The sequence below is a fragment of the Pelovirga terrestris genome (assembly GCF_014773365.1).
GTDB lineage: Bacteria > Desulfobacterota > Desulfuromonadia > Desulfuromonadales > Geopsychrobacteraceae > Pelovirga > Pelovirga terrestris.
Window position 1 is genome coordinate 120,554 of sequence record NZ_JACWUN010000011.1, and the last position, 16,217, is coordinate 136,770.

At 54.7% G+C, this 16,217-nt stretch carries 14 protein-coding genes; 3 read left to right on the forward strand and 11 right to left on the reverse strand.

The features are described 5' to 3' along the window. Positions 1-289: 289 nt before the first annotated feature. Together ICT70_RS10610 and ICT70_RS10615 are read left to right on the forward strand one after the other, a co-directional pair. Positions 290-841, forward strand: a complete 552-nt coding sequence (locus ICT70_RS10610; protein ID WP_191156387.1) for an MXAN_5187 C-terminal domain-containing protein — start codon at positions 290-292, stop codon at positions 839-841. Positions 842-883: 42 nt separating this feature from the next. Continuing rightward, the gene (locus ICT70_RS10615; RefSeq protein WP_191156389.1) at positions 884-2,743 is read left to right on the forward strand and encodes a B12-binding domain-containing radical SAM protein; all 1,860 of its coding nucleotides are present in this window, start codon (positions 884-886) and stop codon (positions 2,741-2,743) included. Here the strand turns inward: ICT70_RS10615 and ICT70_RS10620 are convergent. From ICT70_RS10620 to ICT70_RS10665, 10 genes are all read right to left on the reverse strand, one after another. After that, a complete protein-coding gene (locus ICT70_RS10620) occupies positions 2,736-4,103 on the reverse strand; it encodes a response regulator (protein ID WP_191156390.1) in 1,368 nt (455 codons plus the stop codon). The two genes, ICT70_RS10615 and ICT70_RS10620, sit on opposite strands and share 8 nt — an antisense overlap. Before the next feature lie 287 nt (positions 4,104-4,390). Beyond that, a complete protein-coding gene (locus ICT70_RS10625; protein WP_191156391.1) occupies positions 4,391-4,666 on the reverse strand; it encodes a thioredoxin family protein in 276 nt (91 codons plus the stop codon). Between the two features lie 105 nt (positions 4,667-4,771). After that, positions 4,772-7,387 carry an ATP-dependent chaperone ClpB gene (gene clpB, locus ICT70_RS10630; RefSeq protein WP_224746981.1) on the reverse strand — a complete coding sequence of 872 codons (2,616 nt, stop codon included), beginning with the start codon at positions 7,385-7,387 and terminating at the stop codon, positions 4,772-4,774. Positions 7,388-7,538: 151 nt separating this feature from the next. Then, positions 7,539-7,913, reverse strand: a complete 375-nt coding sequence (locus ICT70_RS10635) for an Hsp20/alpha crystallin family protein (protein WP_191156392.1) — start codon at positions 7,911-7,913, stop codon at positions 7,539-7,541. Positions 7,914-7,996: 83 nt separating this feature from the next. Beyond that, positions 7,997-8,425, reverse strand: a complete 429-nt coding sequence (locus ICT70_RS10640; protein ID WP_191156393.1) for an Hsp20/alpha crystallin family protein — start codon at positions 8,423-8,425, stop codon at positions 7,997-7,999. A gap of 348 nt (positions 8,426-8,773) precedes the next feature. Continuing rightward, positions 8,774-10,186 (reverse strand): sigma-54 interaction domain-containing protein, encoded by a 1,413-nt coding sequence (locus tag ICT70_RS10645; RefSeq protein WP_191156394.1) that lies wholly within the window; start codon positions 10,184-10,186, stop codon positions 8,774-8,776. A gap of 16 nt (positions 10,187-10,202) precedes the next feature. Beyond that, positions 10,203-10,544 carry a hypothetical protein gene (locus ICT70_RS10650; RefSeq protein WP_191156395.1) on the reverse strand — a complete coding sequence of 114 codons (342 nt, stop codon included), beginning with the start codon at positions 10,542-10,544 and terminating at the stop codon, positions 10,203-10,205. A 95-nt stretch (positions 10,545-10,639) separates the two neighbouring features. Next, positions 10,640-11,808 (reverse strand): IS3 family transposase gene (locus ICT70_RS10655; RefSeq protein ID WP_420488582.1). Its coding sequence is split into 2 segments (ribosomal slippage): positions 10,640-11,550 and positions 11,550-11,808, totalling 1,170 coding nucleotides; the frame shifts between segments, so codons are not numbered across the junction. Positions 11,809-11,909: 101 nt separating this feature from the next. Further along, positions 11,910-13,217, reverse strand: coding sequence for an IS701 family transposase (locus ICT70_RS10660; RefSeq protein WP_191156397.1), 1,308 nt, complete (start codon positions 13,215-13,217; stop codon positions 11,910-11,912). Between the two features lie 94 nt (positions 13,218-13,311). Further along, a protein-coding gene (locus ICT70_RS10665) for an IS3 family transposase (protein WP_224746982.1) occupies positions 13,312-14,867 on the reverse strand; the annotation gives its coding sequence in 2 pieces (ribosomal slippage) (positions 13,312-14,408 and positions 14,408-14,867; 1,557 coding nt in all). A gap of 244 nt (positions 14,868-15,111) precedes the next feature. On the opposite strand from ICT70_RS10665, the gene ICT70_RS10670 reads away from it, so the two are divergent. Then, positions 15,112-15,912, forward strand: a complete 801-nt coding sequence (locus tag ICT70_RS10670) for a hypothetical protein (protein ID WP_191156399.1) — start codon at positions 15,112-15,114, stop codon at positions 15,910-15,912. 147 nt (positions 15,913-16,059) lie between these two features. Here ICT70_RS10670 and ICT70_RS15260 read toward each other — a convergent pair whose 3' ends face one another. Further along, on the reverse strand, positions 16,060-16,191 hold the full coding sequence (locus ICT70_RS15260) for a PD-(D/E)XK nuclease domain-containing protein (RefSeq protein WP_224746985.1): 132 nt from the start codon (positions 16,189-16,191) through the stop codon (positions 16,060-16,062). Positions 16,192-16,217: the final 26 nt, after the last annotated feature.

A 16,217-nucleotide genomic window follows, 5' to 3' on the forward strand; every position in this document is an offset into this window, starting at 1 on the left:
GCAGAGGATCGGGGCTGCCGACACCTGCAGACATGAATAATCGCGCCTGAAATGATCCAGTATGGGGCACTTCATCGCCCAGCAAAAAATATAAACGTAACTATTCAGCTCTATCCTTGCCACAGGATTGCCGACCCGGTGCGTAACAGATACATATAAACAGTGAATTATCTCGAAAGGGTTTACCACAAGTCAAGCACCATCCGGCTGAAGCTATCAGAAAGATTTGTGCATTATTTACAATTGGTTGGTGCTGACGTATAGTCAGGCCCTATGGAGGGAAAACACCATGGATGATCGCCGTACAATAGCTCAGGAACTCGACGCGATGCAGCAGCAGCTGAAGGAGCTGGAAATTCGTTACGAGCAATATTTCGCCGGCATTGAGCGGCGTGAGCCGGTCGCTGATCGCAAGGTTCTGGCACGCAAGGTACGGCACTTTACCAACCGCCACATTGTCTGGACCGATCTGCAATTCCGCTACCAGGGACTGGCCTCGCGCTTCATGTCGTACTGCCAGTACTGGGATCGCATTCTGCGCCTGATGGACGAAGGCAAATACCACCGGCACCTCACCAAACGCCAACGTTCCCCGGCCGCCACGAAGCAATCGGACGATGCCCCCGTGTCACCCGGCGAAGCCGAACGACTGCATCAGCAGATGCTCCAGGCCCGTAAAAATTGCGGTCTTGCCGGAGACGGACCAACCCCGGAAAAGATTGCTTCTTTTCTTGACACTCAGCGCGAGCAGATTCGCAGTCGCTACGGCGACAAGCCGGTGGAATTCAGCGTTGACATCCATGAGGGGAAACCCCGGATCAGGGTGCGGTTCAAAAGTTAATCACCCCGTTCACCACCTTATCCGCGAAATGGCTCAAAGTTTATGCGCATCCTGATTGTCAGCCAGCATGTCCGTGAGTCGGACCAGGCCGTAGCACTGGCCGCCGGCTGTATCATGGCGGCCCTGTCGAGCGAACAGCAACAGCAAACAGAGATCATCACTCTCTATCCGCCCCTCGATATCGATCTGATCAGCCGGCACCTGCTGGATAAAGAGCCCGACCTGATCGCCTTTTCCTTAAGTCTGTGGAACCGCACCGCGCTGCTGGCTCTGGCCCGCCACCTGCGGGCCCAGCAGCCCCGGCTCTTTCTCCTGGCCGGTGGTCCGGAAACCGCCGGCAACTGCGCTGAGCTGATCAGCGCCGGTGGTCTTGACGGTGTCATTCGCGGGGAAGGGGAACTGGCCTTTGCGGCGCTGGTGGATTCTCTGGTTCGCGGCCGCTTAATAGCCGGAATAGATGGCTTTGTCAGTGCCGCGGCGGCATTGGCAGACCCGCCGGCTGCCACCTGCCCTGACCTGGCCGGCCTGCCCTCGCCATGGCTGACCGGGGTTCTGCCCTTAACGCCCGGCTGTGGGGTCCTGTGGGAAGTTGCCCGGGGCTGCCATTTTAATTGCTCCTTCTGTTACGATGCCAAAGGTCATCAGGGTGTGCGCCCGTTTCCTTTTGCCCGCTTACGCCGGGAGCTGAAGCTGTTCGCTAAGTCTTCGGTGAGCCAGATATGGATTCTCGATTCAACCTTCAATGCCCCGGCTCAGCGTGGGCACAAGCTCCTGCAATTGCTGATCGATGTCGCTCCGCAGATCCACTATCACATTGAGGCCAAAGCCGATTTGCTCGATAGCCATACCATTGATTTACTGACACAGCTCTCCTGCTCCGTACAGATTGGCTTGCAGTCAGCCCATCCGGAAATCCTCAAACCCCTGCAACGCCGTATCAATCCCCAACAGATGCGCCGGGTCCTGCACCAGCTCAACCTGGCTGGTATCGTTTTCGGGCTCGATCTGATTTACGGACTGCCCGGCGACAACCACCAGGGATTCTGCCGTAGCCTTGATTTCGCCCTGGAGCAACAGCCTAACCAGGTCGACATCTTCCCGCTGGCGGTATTGCCGGGGACAGACCTGCACCGGCGCCGCAGCGAATTTGGTCTGTGTGCCCGGAGCACGCCGCCGTACCTGGTTGAAACAACCACCAGCTACCCGACCGAGCAGATCGAACAGAGTCAACTACTTGCTGCCGCTGCCGACATTTTTTACAACCGCGGCCGGGCAGTAGGATTTTTTCTGCCGCTGTGCGACCTGTTCCATGCAACCCCTGCCACCCTGTTGCAGCAGTTTGCTGACTGGCTGACGGCGGAAAAAGCCTGCGCCAGAGCACAGCTTGTTGAGGTCGAAGCCTGGAGGCCGGAGCGAATCCTCCCGCTGCAACGTGACTTCTGCCGTGAACAATGTCGACGCCACAAGCAATACCAACTGATCCCCCTGATCGAGGATCTGCTGCACTTCCATTACCTGTGCGCAGAAATCCTGCTTGGTGACGACTGTCAACCGGCAGGGCAGCAGATCACCCCGGCGGTCTTTGCCGCAGCTCACTGGCAACTCAACCCAGCTGTCTTCCTGCATTTTTTCCACTATGATCCGGCCGACCTGGAAGTTATCGGAGGAGAATCACTGAATAAAATCGCCAAACAACTGCAACAGGATCCGGGGCAACGTTTGCTGCTGAAAGTGCACGGGGAAATGCTGATCGAAACGCTGGATGACTCCCTGGCCCGGATGCTGCAAATGGCAACCACAGGCCAAAGCGGTACAACCCTGCTGACGCAGCTTGACCCTCAACAAGCTGAAGAGCAGGCGCTGTTGGCTGCAGAGCAGGGGATTCTGCTGCCGATTACTTGATCAGCAGATCGACAAAGCCTTCATAGGTCTGGCGCTTGCGTTCCGAGCGGGCATAGAGGGAGGAAGAGAAAAGAGCCGTGGCGGCATGTTCGCCGAGCATGGAAAAAAGCTGGTAATCGATGGACTCGAGCTGATCCTTCTGGATGAACAAACGATAGACAGCCAGCACTCCGATCAGGTGCTGCTGGGTCTTCAGGGGAATAGCGACGATTGGAGCTAACAGGTCATCAGATCCGGCGGTCATCGAACCACTGCAGAAATAGTTTTCACCACTGGCGACCACCTCCCCGAAGACCCCGTCGGCGGCACTAATAACCGGAAGATTTTCCGCCTGTTCAAACCCCTCACCGGTTTCAAAAACCAGTTCCTTGCTGACCTTATTGTAAAGCAGTACCGCAAATTTTTCCGCGCCGACAAAATTAATCACAACCTCTTTAATGATATCCAGGGTCTCCCCGCGGTCGAGGGTGGAATGCAGCCGGGACGAGGCGAGGTAGAGGTTAGTCAGGTTATTGTTGACCTGTTCCACCCTGACCAGCTGATTGGCAAAATCAAGATTTTCCTCCTCCAATTCGCCGATGCGCTGCATGGCGTCATTCTGTTCACGCCGCAAGCGTGAGCATTCATCCTCAAGGGCTGCCAGACGTTGACATAAATTTGCATCGATCCCCCCCTGGCGCAGCGCCTCGACCTTCTTGAATCGCACCAGATGATCAAGGTTCTGTTTGCTGTGCTGATCGGGGTGGAGAAAGTAAATCCCCTTTTTGTCGCCGGCACTCTCTGCCGTGCGTTTTACCCGACCGTAGAGGGAGAGGGTCTCTCCTTCCGGCAGGGCAAAGGAAAGCTTGATGGTGGAATTCTCTTCCAATGCCACCGATGAGCAGATGCGGGCGCCGGTGACTGACAGGTCTTCGGTCCGGGCCTGATGAACCTTGAACCCGTCCTCCAACTCTACCGGCATATCGACCACCACCCGTTCAGCGGTGCGACGTTTCACTTCACCTAACAGGCGCGCAACCTTTTCGCGCAGTTCCAGCTTGTTGACCGGCTTGGTGATATAATCATCACAGCCGGCATCGAGACATTTCTGCACCTCTTCAGCCTTACCGGCAGCAGTCACCATCAGTACCGGCAACCGGTGCCAGCGCGGGTTGCGGCGGATGGTGCGACAGACGTCATCGCCATTGATCCCCGGCATATAAAAATCCAGCAGCAGGATATCGGGAGCGACCTTATCGAGGCGGTTAAGAGCTTCTTCCCCCGACGAGGCCGTCAATAAATCATAACCGCACCCATCAAGGTACGAACGTTCAAGTTCGAGGAAGAGATCAACATCATCGACGAGTAGGACTTTGGGCATTGTTGATGCTTTCTCAAAAAGTGTCAATTTAGCTGGCTAAGCAAAAAGCGCCAAATGCAAGGCGCGCGATGATTGAGCAATGAGGCGTACCTATATATGTCGAAGCAGTGAAACCGGGGCGACGGTTGGTAATCCGGCGCAGCAGTTGGTGAGTTTTTGCGACGCCATCAGGATTATCACTCCTTCATAATGAGGAGTTACGGTAGCGCGAACGCTCAAAAAAGTAAAGGCTCCCGCAGGTATGTCTGCAGGAGCCTTGATGATGGTTTCTTGTTAGTGATAAGCAGTTATGCGACTTCAGCGGTATCCTTCAGATAACGGGGCCGCTCGACAATAAAATTGATGATCTCATCAACCTTCGGCACACGCCCGGCGATCCGAACCTGATCGTCGATCATCAATGCCGGGACGACATAAATCCGGTTGTCAATCATTTTGCGCGAGTCACTGTACTGGTGGACCTCGGCCTTAACCCCGAGCTGCTCAAGGGCTTGACGCACATTATCCACGGTCCCCTGACAACTTTCCGGTTTGTCCGGCCTACAGAGTATATCGATACGCATGGTACCCTCCTTATCGGGTCGACAGATAAATTATTACTCGTTTGGTATTTATTATAGTCAACCTCTTGCGTTTGGCAAGTTTTTTCGCTAAGTTGCTACGCTTTTTTATTTCTTTGGTTCAACCCTGACCTCAAGGGTGCCGGCGCTTACATCAACAACCACCTTGCCGCCCTCAGTCATATCGCCGCGGATCAATGCGCGGCCGATGCGGGTCTCAAGCTGGTGCTGGAGATAACGCTTCAAGGGGCGCGCGCCGTAGACCGGATCATAGCCGCTGGTGGCAATATGATCAGCCGCTGCCGGGGTCAGTTCCAGCTCGAGGCGCTGCTCTTGCAAGCGCTTACGCAAATCCTCGACCAGCAGATAAACAATCTGTTTGATTTCATCGAGGGCCAGGGGCTTGAAGATGATGATATCGTCAATCCGATTAAGGAACTCCGGCCGGAAGCTGCGCCGTAATTCCTGTTCAACCTGATCCTGAACCGACTGGGGGATCTCCCCGTCTTTAATACCCTCAAGCAGATAATGTGACGCGATATTCGAGGTCATAATAATCACGGTATTTTTAAAGCTGACCATCCGTCCCTTGGCATCGGTAGCACGCCCATCATCAAGAATCTGCAACAGCACATTAAAAACGTCCGGGTGGGCCTTTTCAATTTCATCAAACAGCACCACCGAGTAGGGCTTGCGCCGTACCGCTTCAGTCAGCTGGCCGCCTTCCTCGTAGCCGATATAGCCGGGTGGGGCACCAAGCAGGCGACTGACCGCGTGCTTTTCCATATACTCCGACATGTCGATGCGTATCATGTTGTCTTCGCTATCAAACAAGGCGGCGGCGAGGGTCCGGGCCAGTTCCGTTTTACCGACGCCGGTGGGCCCGAGAAAAATAAAGGAACCGATGGGACGGCGTGGATCCTTGACCCCTGCGCGGGCACGGATCACTGCATCGGCAACCCGGTCGACCGCCTCATTCTGACCCACAACCCGCTCATGAAGGATCTCATCGAGACGCAACAGCTTGTCGCGCTCGCTTTCGATCAGCCGCGTGACCGGAATACCGGTCCAACGGGCAACGATTTCGGCGATCTCGTCTTCGGTCACCTCTTCGCGTAGCATTTTTGCCTGTTGATCGCTCCCGGCCAACTTCTCTTCCTCTTGCTGCAAGCGCTTCTCCAGTTCCGGCAACTTGCCATGCTTGAGCTCAGCGGCACGGTTGAGATCATAGCTGCGTTCGGCGCTCGCAATATCCAGGCGCACCTGCTCGATTTCTTCTCGCAGGTTCTGAACTCCCTTAATCCCCCCTTTTTCCAGCTGCCATTGAGCTGAGAAGACCTTTTCCTGTTCCTTGAGTTCGGCCAGCTCCTTCTGCAGGGCACCCAGGCGTTCACTGCTGGCGGCATCCTTTTCTTTTTTGAGGGCCGCTTCTTCGATTTCCAGCTGCATCAGCCGCCGGGTGATGGCATCAAGCTCTGCCGGCATGGAATCAATTTCGGTACGAATCGTGGCACAGGCCTCGTCCACCAGGTCAATCGCCTTGTCCGGCAAAAACCGGTCTGCAATGTAGCGATGACTGAGCTCCGCCGCCGCAACCAGGGCGTTATCCTGGATGCGTACCCCATGGTAGACCTCGTAACGTTCCTTGAGTCCACGCAGGATACTGATGGTCGCTTCGACATTGGGCTGATCGACCATTACCGGCTGAAAGCGTCGTTCCAGGGCCGGATCCTTTTCCAGGTGCTGGCGATATTCATCCAGAGTGGTAGCGCCGATACAGTGGAGCTCACCCCGTGCCAGCATCGGTTTGAGCATGTTGCCCGCGTCCATGGCGCCCTCGCTCTTGCCGGCACCGACGATGGTGTGGAGCTCATCAATAAACAGCAGAATCCGACCCTGACTCTCCTGTACCTCTTTAAGCACCGCTTTGAGTCGCTCTTCAAACTCCCCCCGGTATTTGGCGCCGGCGACCAACGCTCCCATATCAAGAGAATAAACGGTTTTATCTTTTAAGCCTTCCGGCACGTCACCGCGCACGATCCGATGGGCCAGACCTTCGACAATCGCCGTCTTGCCGACTCCCGGCTCACCGATCAGCACCGGATTGTTTTTGGTTTTGCGCGATAAGACCCGGATGACCCGACGGATCTCTTCATCCCTACCGATGACCGGATCGAGCTTCCCCTTTTTGACCTCTTCCACCAGGTCGCGACCGAACTTGGCCAGGGCCTCATAAGTGGCTTCAGGGTCCTGACTGGTGACCCGCTGATTGCCGCGGATACTGGTCAATGCCTGGAGCATGGTATTGCGTTCAACGTTGAATTTTTTCAGCAAGCGGCCTGCTGCACTACGCTCGCCTTCACCGGTTGCGGCCAGGAGAACATGCTCAACGCTGATGTACTCATCCTTGAGTTGTTTGGCTTCGGTTTCGGCCTGCATGAGCAGCTGACTTAAACGCCGGCTGGCGTAAAGCTTGCCACTATCGACTCCAGCACCGCTGACGCGCGGGCGCGATTGGACATCCTGGCGCAAACCACCCACCACATCCTCAACCGCGATGTTCATTTTCTGCAGCAGTCGCGGCGCCAGCCCCTCCTGCTGTTCACACAGCGCCAGAAGCAGATGTTCCCCGTCGATTTCCGTGTGGCCATAGCGCAGAGCCAATGCCTGGGCAGCTTGTAAGGCCTCCTGGACTTTCTGGGTTGTTTTATTTAGATCAATCATCCCTTCCTCCTGTGTCAGACACTATTGATGATACTGTGAAATTATACCAACAGACTTGTCATCCTGCTGAACATCCGCGCAAAAAAAACCGGGGCCCTTGACGACCCCGGCAGTAAATAAGTTTTCACCAGCCTCAGTGGCAACCAGCTGGTTAGTGAAGGGTTTTAACGGCAATCTTCTTCGGCTTGGCCGTCGCGCTTTTCGGTAACCGCAGGGTGAGAACTCCATCTTTTAATTGCGCCTGTCCGGCGTCCGCATCAATCCGATCGGAGAGCTTGAATTGCCGGTAGTAACCGTGCTTGTTGCCATTTTCACTTTCTGTGCGCTCAGCTTCGAGAGTTAACACCCCACGGGAAACTTCCAGCTGCAGCCCTTGCTCATTAACCCCGGGCATATCTGCCAGCAGTACCAGTTCATGATCGGTCTCATAAATATCAACTGCGGGAGTGCCCCAGAGGACAGGGCTTGCCTGCTCAAGCGGGTGCGCCTGTGCTACTTGTTGGGTTGCCATCTGCTTGTCATTCATATCCATACCTCATTGCTGGTTATTGACGTTATTGTTGTCACACTAACGACCCATCCGGACCACTTGATCAATCGAACGGCCCGTCAACCGGCTTTGATTTCAATCCGCCGGGGGAGAGCTTCTTTCGCCTTGGGGATACTGATGCTCAGGATGCCATCCTTATATTCAGCGGCGATATTGTCCCGATCGAACTTGCTGGTCAACATCAGGCTCTGCTCAAAGCAGCCACTTCTACGTTCCTGACGATGGACACGAGCGTTGTCCGGCAGATCGTGCGGAGCAAATTCACCCTTGATCACCAGCTGACGGTCAACTACATTGATGTCCAGCTTCTCAGCATTAACGCCAGGCAATGCCGCCTCGACCTGATATTTCTCATCATGCTCTCGCATGATGAAATTGATTCGTCCCTGCTCACGCCGAACAATTGGATCCAGATCAAAACCACGCAGCAAATGTTCTACTTCGCGCTGCATGCCGTCAAACGGGTTCATCAGATGAAATCTCAACATGGTTTCCTCCCTTTTAAGTGTCTTTGTAGTTGCCTGCTTATCTTGCCATGCCGCAGAAATAGTTCGGTCGGCACTCCTGTTTGCTATTCCCTTAATACAAATCAAATGCCAACTTTTTAAAATTATCAGATCTCTATATTTTCAGTATGTTACAAGCTTTAAGGAAGAAAGAAAAAAGGATGCGACGTCGCACCAACCGTCGCGGCACTCAGCAGTGCGACACCTGCGACGTCGCACCCGGTCAGGATGGGATAAGCTCTAAGGGCGGGATGCAATAACGTGGTATGTCTTTTGTTGGTTGTGTTCGTGGCTACCGAGTTTTTGCGTGGCTAGCTGCTTTTTTCAGATTCAATCCAGATACAGCTCACCGCGCTTAAGACCAAGCCGCTGCAGATGGCGATAAAGAGTGGCACGATGAATACCGAGGCGACGCGCTGCAGCGGAGAGATTTCCGTCAGCGGCGGCATAGGCACGCCGAATCACTTCTTCGCTCAACTCCTTTTTCTGTCCCCTGGCGCCAGGCACTACTGACGCGTGCGGTGGCGTGTCAACCCAACCTGACCAGGGCAACGCCACCGGCAGAGGGGAAGCGGACGAAGGGGCCGGCCGGGCGACGGGCAGATCGGCGGCAAACTGGCGACGCTCACGGATCCATTCAGCGAAAGCCCGGGCGCCGATCGCTTCGGTCTCTGATTCGACCACCACCCGCTCAATGACATTCCGCAACTCACGAACGTTGCCCGGCCACAGATAGGATTGTAACAGGCGAACGGCTTCGAAGGTCAGGCGCCGTGCCGGTTTGCCGTATTGGTGACTGAACTGCGCCAGAAAACGTTCGGCCAACAGCGGGATATCTTCAGCGCGTTCGCGCAAGGGGGGCAGATGGATCCGCAAGACCGCCAGACGGTGGTACAAATCAGCACGAAACTCTTTGTTGGCGACGGCCTTTTCCAGCGCCACATTGGTCGCACCGATAACCCGGACATCCACCTTGCGCGGCACTTCGCTTCCAACCCGTACCACCTGACCATCTTCCAGGACCCGTAAGAGCTTGCTCTGGGTTGACATGGGCATATCGCCGAGCTCATCGAGAAACAGGCTGCCGCCATCTGCGCGCTCAAAGTATCCACGATGATCCCGCACCGCACCGGTAAAAGCACCGCGCTCGTGGCCAAAGAGTTCTGATTCGAGCAGCTGTTCACTGATGGCAGTACAATTGAGGGCCGCAAAGGGTTTGTTACGGCGGTGACTTTCCAGGTGCAGAGCATGAGCAACCAGCTCCTTGCCGGCCCCGGTTTCGCCGGTAATAATAACCGTTGCGTCCGAAGCAGCATAAAGGCGTACCTTGCGGAACACCTCGCGCATGACGGCACTGACCCCAACCAGTCGATGGAAACTCTCCGCTTCCGGCACATCCCCCAGCGGACGGAGAATCACCACCACCTGCCGGCCCTGATGATCGTCGGTCAAACCGACAACCTGAAGATCAGCCAGCACATCTGCCTGCCTGGGCACAAGTTGTATCCTGATACCAGACAGATCCTGCCCCTGTTCAACAACCTCCGTCGCCAGATCCGCCAGGGACGGCACAGCATCAGGAAAAACCGCAGCGACCTTGCGCCCCCGCAGTTGGTCGACAGGCCGGCCAAGACTGGTTGCCAACCGTTCGGAAACTGCTTGAACCTGCCAACTACCGAGAACGGGCTGGTCCAGAACCAGATCCGGGGTAATGACGGGAAGATAATCGTTTAAGCTCATCATGACAATGGGGCGGGCATTAGAAGCGCAATGTCGCCAGATAATCGGAAAACAGCGAAAGGCCAGATTCAAACCGGGTAAATTTGATGCCCATACCGGCATTTTTACTCAGGCGGATCAGGTTCGGCGGAATTTTCTTGGCCCACTGTACTCGCCCTCGCACCAACACCTCCTCTCCATCAGGCAGATAAATACACAGACGCAGCAGGGTTCCGACCCGCTCCGGCTGTCCGGTGATAACCCAGGCGCCGGCAACTGAAGCGTTGCCGAGAAAGGCAATCCTAGAAAGGTCCTCGACGCCGAAGCGGGCCTTAAGGCGTCTGCTTTTGCGTTCTTGACCGCGCACCACACGGGTTGTCATACCCACTCCTTGTGCTTTAAGTCTTTTTTGGATCTAGAGCTGGCTCCGATGTTCGGACAGGTTGGCGGCGGAAATAAGGTGGAAAGCCTTCATGGTTATGCCGCCAGTTTGAGTGCCGGTCCTGCGTAACCGGGCCGGGGTTTTTTCCAATATGCCTCATCGGGGGTTTTGTCGTCCAGTTTGGAATGAGGCCGCCGGGTGTTGTAGAGATCGATCCAGTGTTTGAGCCCTTGCCGCACCTCGCTGCCGGTTTCAAATGCATGCAGGTAAATGCATTCGTATTTCAGGGAACGCCAAAGACGTTCGATCATGACGTTATCCATCCAGCGCCCTTTACCATCCATGGAAATTTGGATAGCGGGGTATTGCTGGAGGGCAGAGATAAATTCTTCGCTGGTGAATTGACTGCCCTGATCGGTATTGAAGATCTCGGGCTGACCATAGCGCTCGAATGCTTCCTGAAGGGCATCAACACAAAAGTCAGCTTCCATGGTGTTTGACAATCGCCAGGACAGTACCTTGCGGGTCGCCCAGTCCATGATCGCCACCAGATAGAGAAATCCCCTCGGCATGGGGATGTAGGTGATGTCAGAACACCAGACATGATTGGGCCGATTGATGACCAAATCTCGCAGCAGATAGGGATAAATCTTATGCTGCTTGTTCGGTTTTGAGGTGTTGGGCTTTTGATAGATCGCTGACAGGCCCATCAACTTCATCAGTCGTCCGATCCGGTGACGGCTGACAGCATAACCTTCGCGTCGCAGATGACGGGTCATCTGGCGGTGGCCGTAAAAAGGCGTTTTCAGGTACTGTTCGTCGATCAGGCGCATCAGTTCCAGATTCAAGTCAGACTCGCCGCTCAGCTGATAATAGTAGCTGGAGCGGTTGAGCGACAGAAGTTCGCATTGTTTGACAATGCTCAATTGTGGATGATCAGGTTGAACCAGGGTTTTCCTTCGGGCGTGGCTCAACGAATGCGACCGAAGGCTTTGGCTAAAAAATCCCGTTCCACCGTAAGCTGGCCGATCTTGGCGTGCAGCTCCTTGATCTCGGGGTCATCGTTGCTGCGAGCTCGTTCTGCTTTGCTGGAAAAGGTCTCGGCCAGGTTATCGATGGCCTGTCGTTTCCAATTGGTGATCATGTTGGGGTGCAGACCGTAGAGGCTACCGAGCTCCTGTATGGTCTGTTCACCCTTGATGGCTTCCAGGGCGACCTTGGCTTTGAACTCGGCGGAATAGCGTTTACGTTGTGTTTTGCTCATTGGTTCCTCTCTTTCGTCAGTGCTGGCTTACCACCTTAATGCACTGTCCGAAATTTTGGTACCAGCTCTGAGCGTTCATTGATAACAGAAAATTGTCGAAGTTAAGCTGTGTTGCGCAGATCTGGCGGTCGATCCGGCTTTTTGCCCCGGCTTTGGGGCATGAATTTTCCCGACTTCGGGTGCCAATGGCTGCGGATATCGACATGGCGAAAAATCCTTTGTAGTCCTTGGCGAACACGCCCGGCAGTGATCGGCTGGTTGTTCCGCCAAGGCGATATGGAAGCGAGATCCTTAACTTCATCACTGTTTTTCTGGGCCAGCAACTGGGGCAGTGCATAGCTGGTCGAAAGAATCTGGGTCCAGCGATGCAGCACCTGACGACTTTGCTGCCAGGCGTCTTTCCAGCCCCAACGGTTCTTGAGCTGATTGAACAGGTCCTCAATGGACCACCTGCGATTATACGCCAGCAGGATGCGGGTTGCCGACAAGCCCAGGTCAGTACTCAAGATGAGCCGGGGCTGACGCAAGGACCCATCGTTGTTTTCAATCTGCGACCAGACCACCCGAACCTGTTGTCCATCAAGAAAGCGGGCTCGTGCAAGGCAACTGCGATAGTGAACCGTCTGCCGTTGCCCATAGATAAAAAGTCTTTGGCTGATCAAGGGCAATTCAGCGACACGTTCAGCCGTCAGCTTGTCACCATATTTACGGGGCCGCCCGCGCTTGCCATTGTGACACGGCGGCGGCAGATACAGCGCCGTGTCCTTGCGGACCTGGCCGATGACCTGATAGCCCATCGCTTGGGCGGGAATCAGCAGAGATTTGCGCATATACCAGGAATCGACCAGCAGGGTCACGATGTGATGAACAAAGAGGTCCTTGGCTACGCGGAGTAAGGTTTTGGCCGCGACCAGTTTGCCACTATTGCCTGTACTTCTGGATAACCGGGAAAGAATCGGCAACGCCAGTGAACGCCACCCTTGAGGTAACACCAGCGCCAAGGTGACCCAGTTCTGTCCCCGTACATAGACGGGACGATTGACCTTGCATCCATGCTGATGGTGGATGCGTGACTCAGGCGCTTTGCGCGAACAGCGAAAGACGACCGTATCGTCGATGGCGACATAGCAGCGTTTCTGGGTAGCTTCCTGCAGTGCCAACCGAGCGGTTTGCAGCCCGAGTGCAACCCAGGACCAGCGGCCCTTTTGCAGCCATTTGAAATAACTGGTCCAATGGCACCGGGGCTTGATCGCCAACCAGGCTTCAGTAACAAAACCATTCTGGGTCAGCATGGCACCAAACAACAGTTCCAGAAACGTTGGAACCGCTCGTTTTGGCAGCGCCTGCGCCAGAAATTTGATAGCGTCGTACAGGGACTGGGGGATATTGCCGTATCCCTTGGTATCCATAGCGGCCTCCGGAAGAAAGGGGGGAACTTTCTTCTAGAGGCCGCGCCTTCAAAGCTTTCAAATTCGGTCGTTGTCAAGTAATGTGTCGCTTTTTTCATGCCGCATCTTTTTTGAGCAGCAATTGATCTTGGGACGACTTTTGGAGGTTCAGGGTGACTACCTCAGGTCGGGTCCAGTTCCTATGGTCGCCTGACCAGCGTTCGGGACGGTTGGCTTTAGCCGCTGCGTAGAGTTCCGTTCTCCGGCGCAATATTTCATGGTCATCGCCTCGGTGACGCTGACCCGGGGTGATGAATTTCAGGGCGCTGTGACAATGCACTTCATTGTACCACTGCTCGAATCCGGCCACCCACTGGCGTGCTTGTTCCAGGGTATCGAATGGCTTGTCCGGAAAGCTGGGATGATACTTCACGGTCTTGAACAACGCTTCTGAATAAGGGTTGTCGTTGCTGACCGAGGGGCGGCTAAAGGAAGGTACGACGCCGAGTCGCTGCAGCGTTCCCAGCATGGTAGCTCCCTTCATCGGAGAGCCGTTGTCGGAATGTAGCCGCAGCAATTGACCGGCCACCCCTTCGCGTAAATAAGCTTTGCGAAACACGGTCGCCGCATGCTCTGCCGACTCTTCGCCAAAGACCTCCCAGCCGACGATTTTACGACTGAACAGGTCCATGATCAGGTAAAGGTAAAAATACAGGCCCTTCACCGTGGTGCCCAGGTAGGTAATATCCCAGCTCCAGAGCTGATTCGGTGCTGTGGCGATAAGCTCCGGAGGGCGAGAGTACGTGGGTGCCTTGGCTTTACCGCGGCGGGCCAGCTGTTTTTCCTCGCGCAATATCCGATAAAAGGTTGATTCCGAGGCCAGGTAGCACCCTTCATCGGCTAATTGTGGAACAATCTGGCTGGGTGGAAGATGGGCGAAGCGGGGAGCATTGGCGGTGGCCAGAATTTCGTTCCGCTCCTGCTCAGCAAGTCGATTCGCTGGGATCCGGCCCTGTGCCCCGGCCTTACGACCATCGGTCTTCACTGCGCCGTCCTGCCGCCAGCGCTGCACGGTGCGGGGCGAAAGCCCCACGATCTTGCAGGACTCGGACAGACGTGCACCAGAGGCACAGCTTTCAGCGATCAAGGTTATCATTTTTTGGCGCTCCGGGAGGTCGATTTTTCGTCCTCGACTTCTGTCCAGAGCGCTTGAGCCTTTTTTCCCAGCACCAACAGCGCTGCTGCCTCGGCCAAGGCCCTGTCTTTACGATGCAGTTCGCTCTGGAGCTGCTTGATCGTCTTGGCCTGCTGCTGCAACTGTTCGCGTTCTGCCTTGCTGGCCATCGGGTTGGGGCCCTGGATGAAGGCCTGTTTCCACGTAGCAATCTGCTCTGGGTAGAGGCCTTTGCGGCGGCAATATTCACCCAGATCCAGTTCATTAAAGCTGGCGGTTTCCAGCACGATGGCAAACTTCTCTTCGTTGCTGAAACCATTGCCTGGCCGCGTCTGGTGTGACAATGCATCGTCTCGACCGCGAACCTTAAGCCGCCAACCATAGAGGGTGTCTTTCGGAATCCCGGTCTCTTTTGCTAAAGTAGGAATACTGGTGTTCTGAGGCGGCAGCATTCGAGCGATGATGCTCGCCTTTAATTCATCAGAATAGTGGGTCATATGTTGTCACTTTCGGCCCCTCTGGTTTCACTCAAAGGCTCTCAAAGAGAGGCGACATCTATCCTGACACAGGGGGAATTCAATTCGCTTTGAAGGCGCGGCCACACAGGGTGGCCCGTGTGTCAACACATTTTTCACCTTTTTTTTCAACTTCGACAAATTTTCAAAGATCACGAAACTCTAAACTTCAGGTGGAAACAGATGCCTTATAATTTTGTCACCACAACGAAACCAAAGGCGTCCTATGAAAACTATCGCATTTCAGACTGAACTTCGTCCAGAACTTCCTGTTGTTTTCGGTGCAAAAGATTATCGTGAGTTTCGCGAGACGATCGAAGAGGTCGATCATTTTCTTACGGCTACGGGCATCGAACATCGTCTGCTCGTCGCCCATTTGACCTCTGCAGATGACGCTTACCCCGAAAACCACCGCCCTTCCGCTTATAAACGGTTACGCCAAGCGCTGCGTTACACCATTCTTCTGGCTCTGACCGGACTTTCACACCGCGCCCTCTCGCATCGCGTTGCAGATAGTGCCCTGTTTCAGTGGTTTACTCATACCTCTGAGGTCGACGGGGTGCGTCCTCTCTCCAAGAGCAGCATTGAGCGTTATGAAAAAATCTTCTCCTGCGAAGAGATTTCAACACTGATTCACGATGGCAATAGGGCGGCCGCTGATCCCGTCAGGGCAAAGGAGTTGCTTTATTCGGATACCGCTTTGACGTTCGATGAGATCTTTGCGGATACAACCTGTGTGAAGAGCAATATCCATTTTCCGGTGGACTGGGTGCTGCTGCGCGATGCGACACGGACTCTCATCAAGGCGATTGCCCTGATTCGCGGCCAGGGGTTAAAGCACCGCATGGCCGATCCAAAAAAATTCCTACGGGACATGAATAACCTCTGCATCGAGATGACCCATGTGCGCAAGAAGAAGGGTGCTAAGAAGATGCGCAAATCCATCTTCCGGCGCATGAAGAGACTGATGAAGACCGTCGAGAACCACGCCGGCAATTATTACCATCTGCTTGAATCACGCTGGTGAGCCGTGATTACCGGGCTCTATGGCGTGCCCATTCATTTTTACCGAACAATTACCGACACGGAGGGTCTTTTAGGGCGTTTTTTGTCGAAAACGGAGTCGTTGACAGGGTTGCAACGTTTGTTCAGTCTGCTCAGCAAGTGGCAGCAGTTACTTGACCGCGTCCCAGGCAAAACCAACAACATTACGGCTGTTGGAATCAAAGTCGATGCCGATCAGGATGATTCTCTTACCGTCGGCCAGATACTTCTGCTGGTAGTTGCACTCTTTGATCTGCTTCAGGGCATCACCACTGCCATCGACCTTGA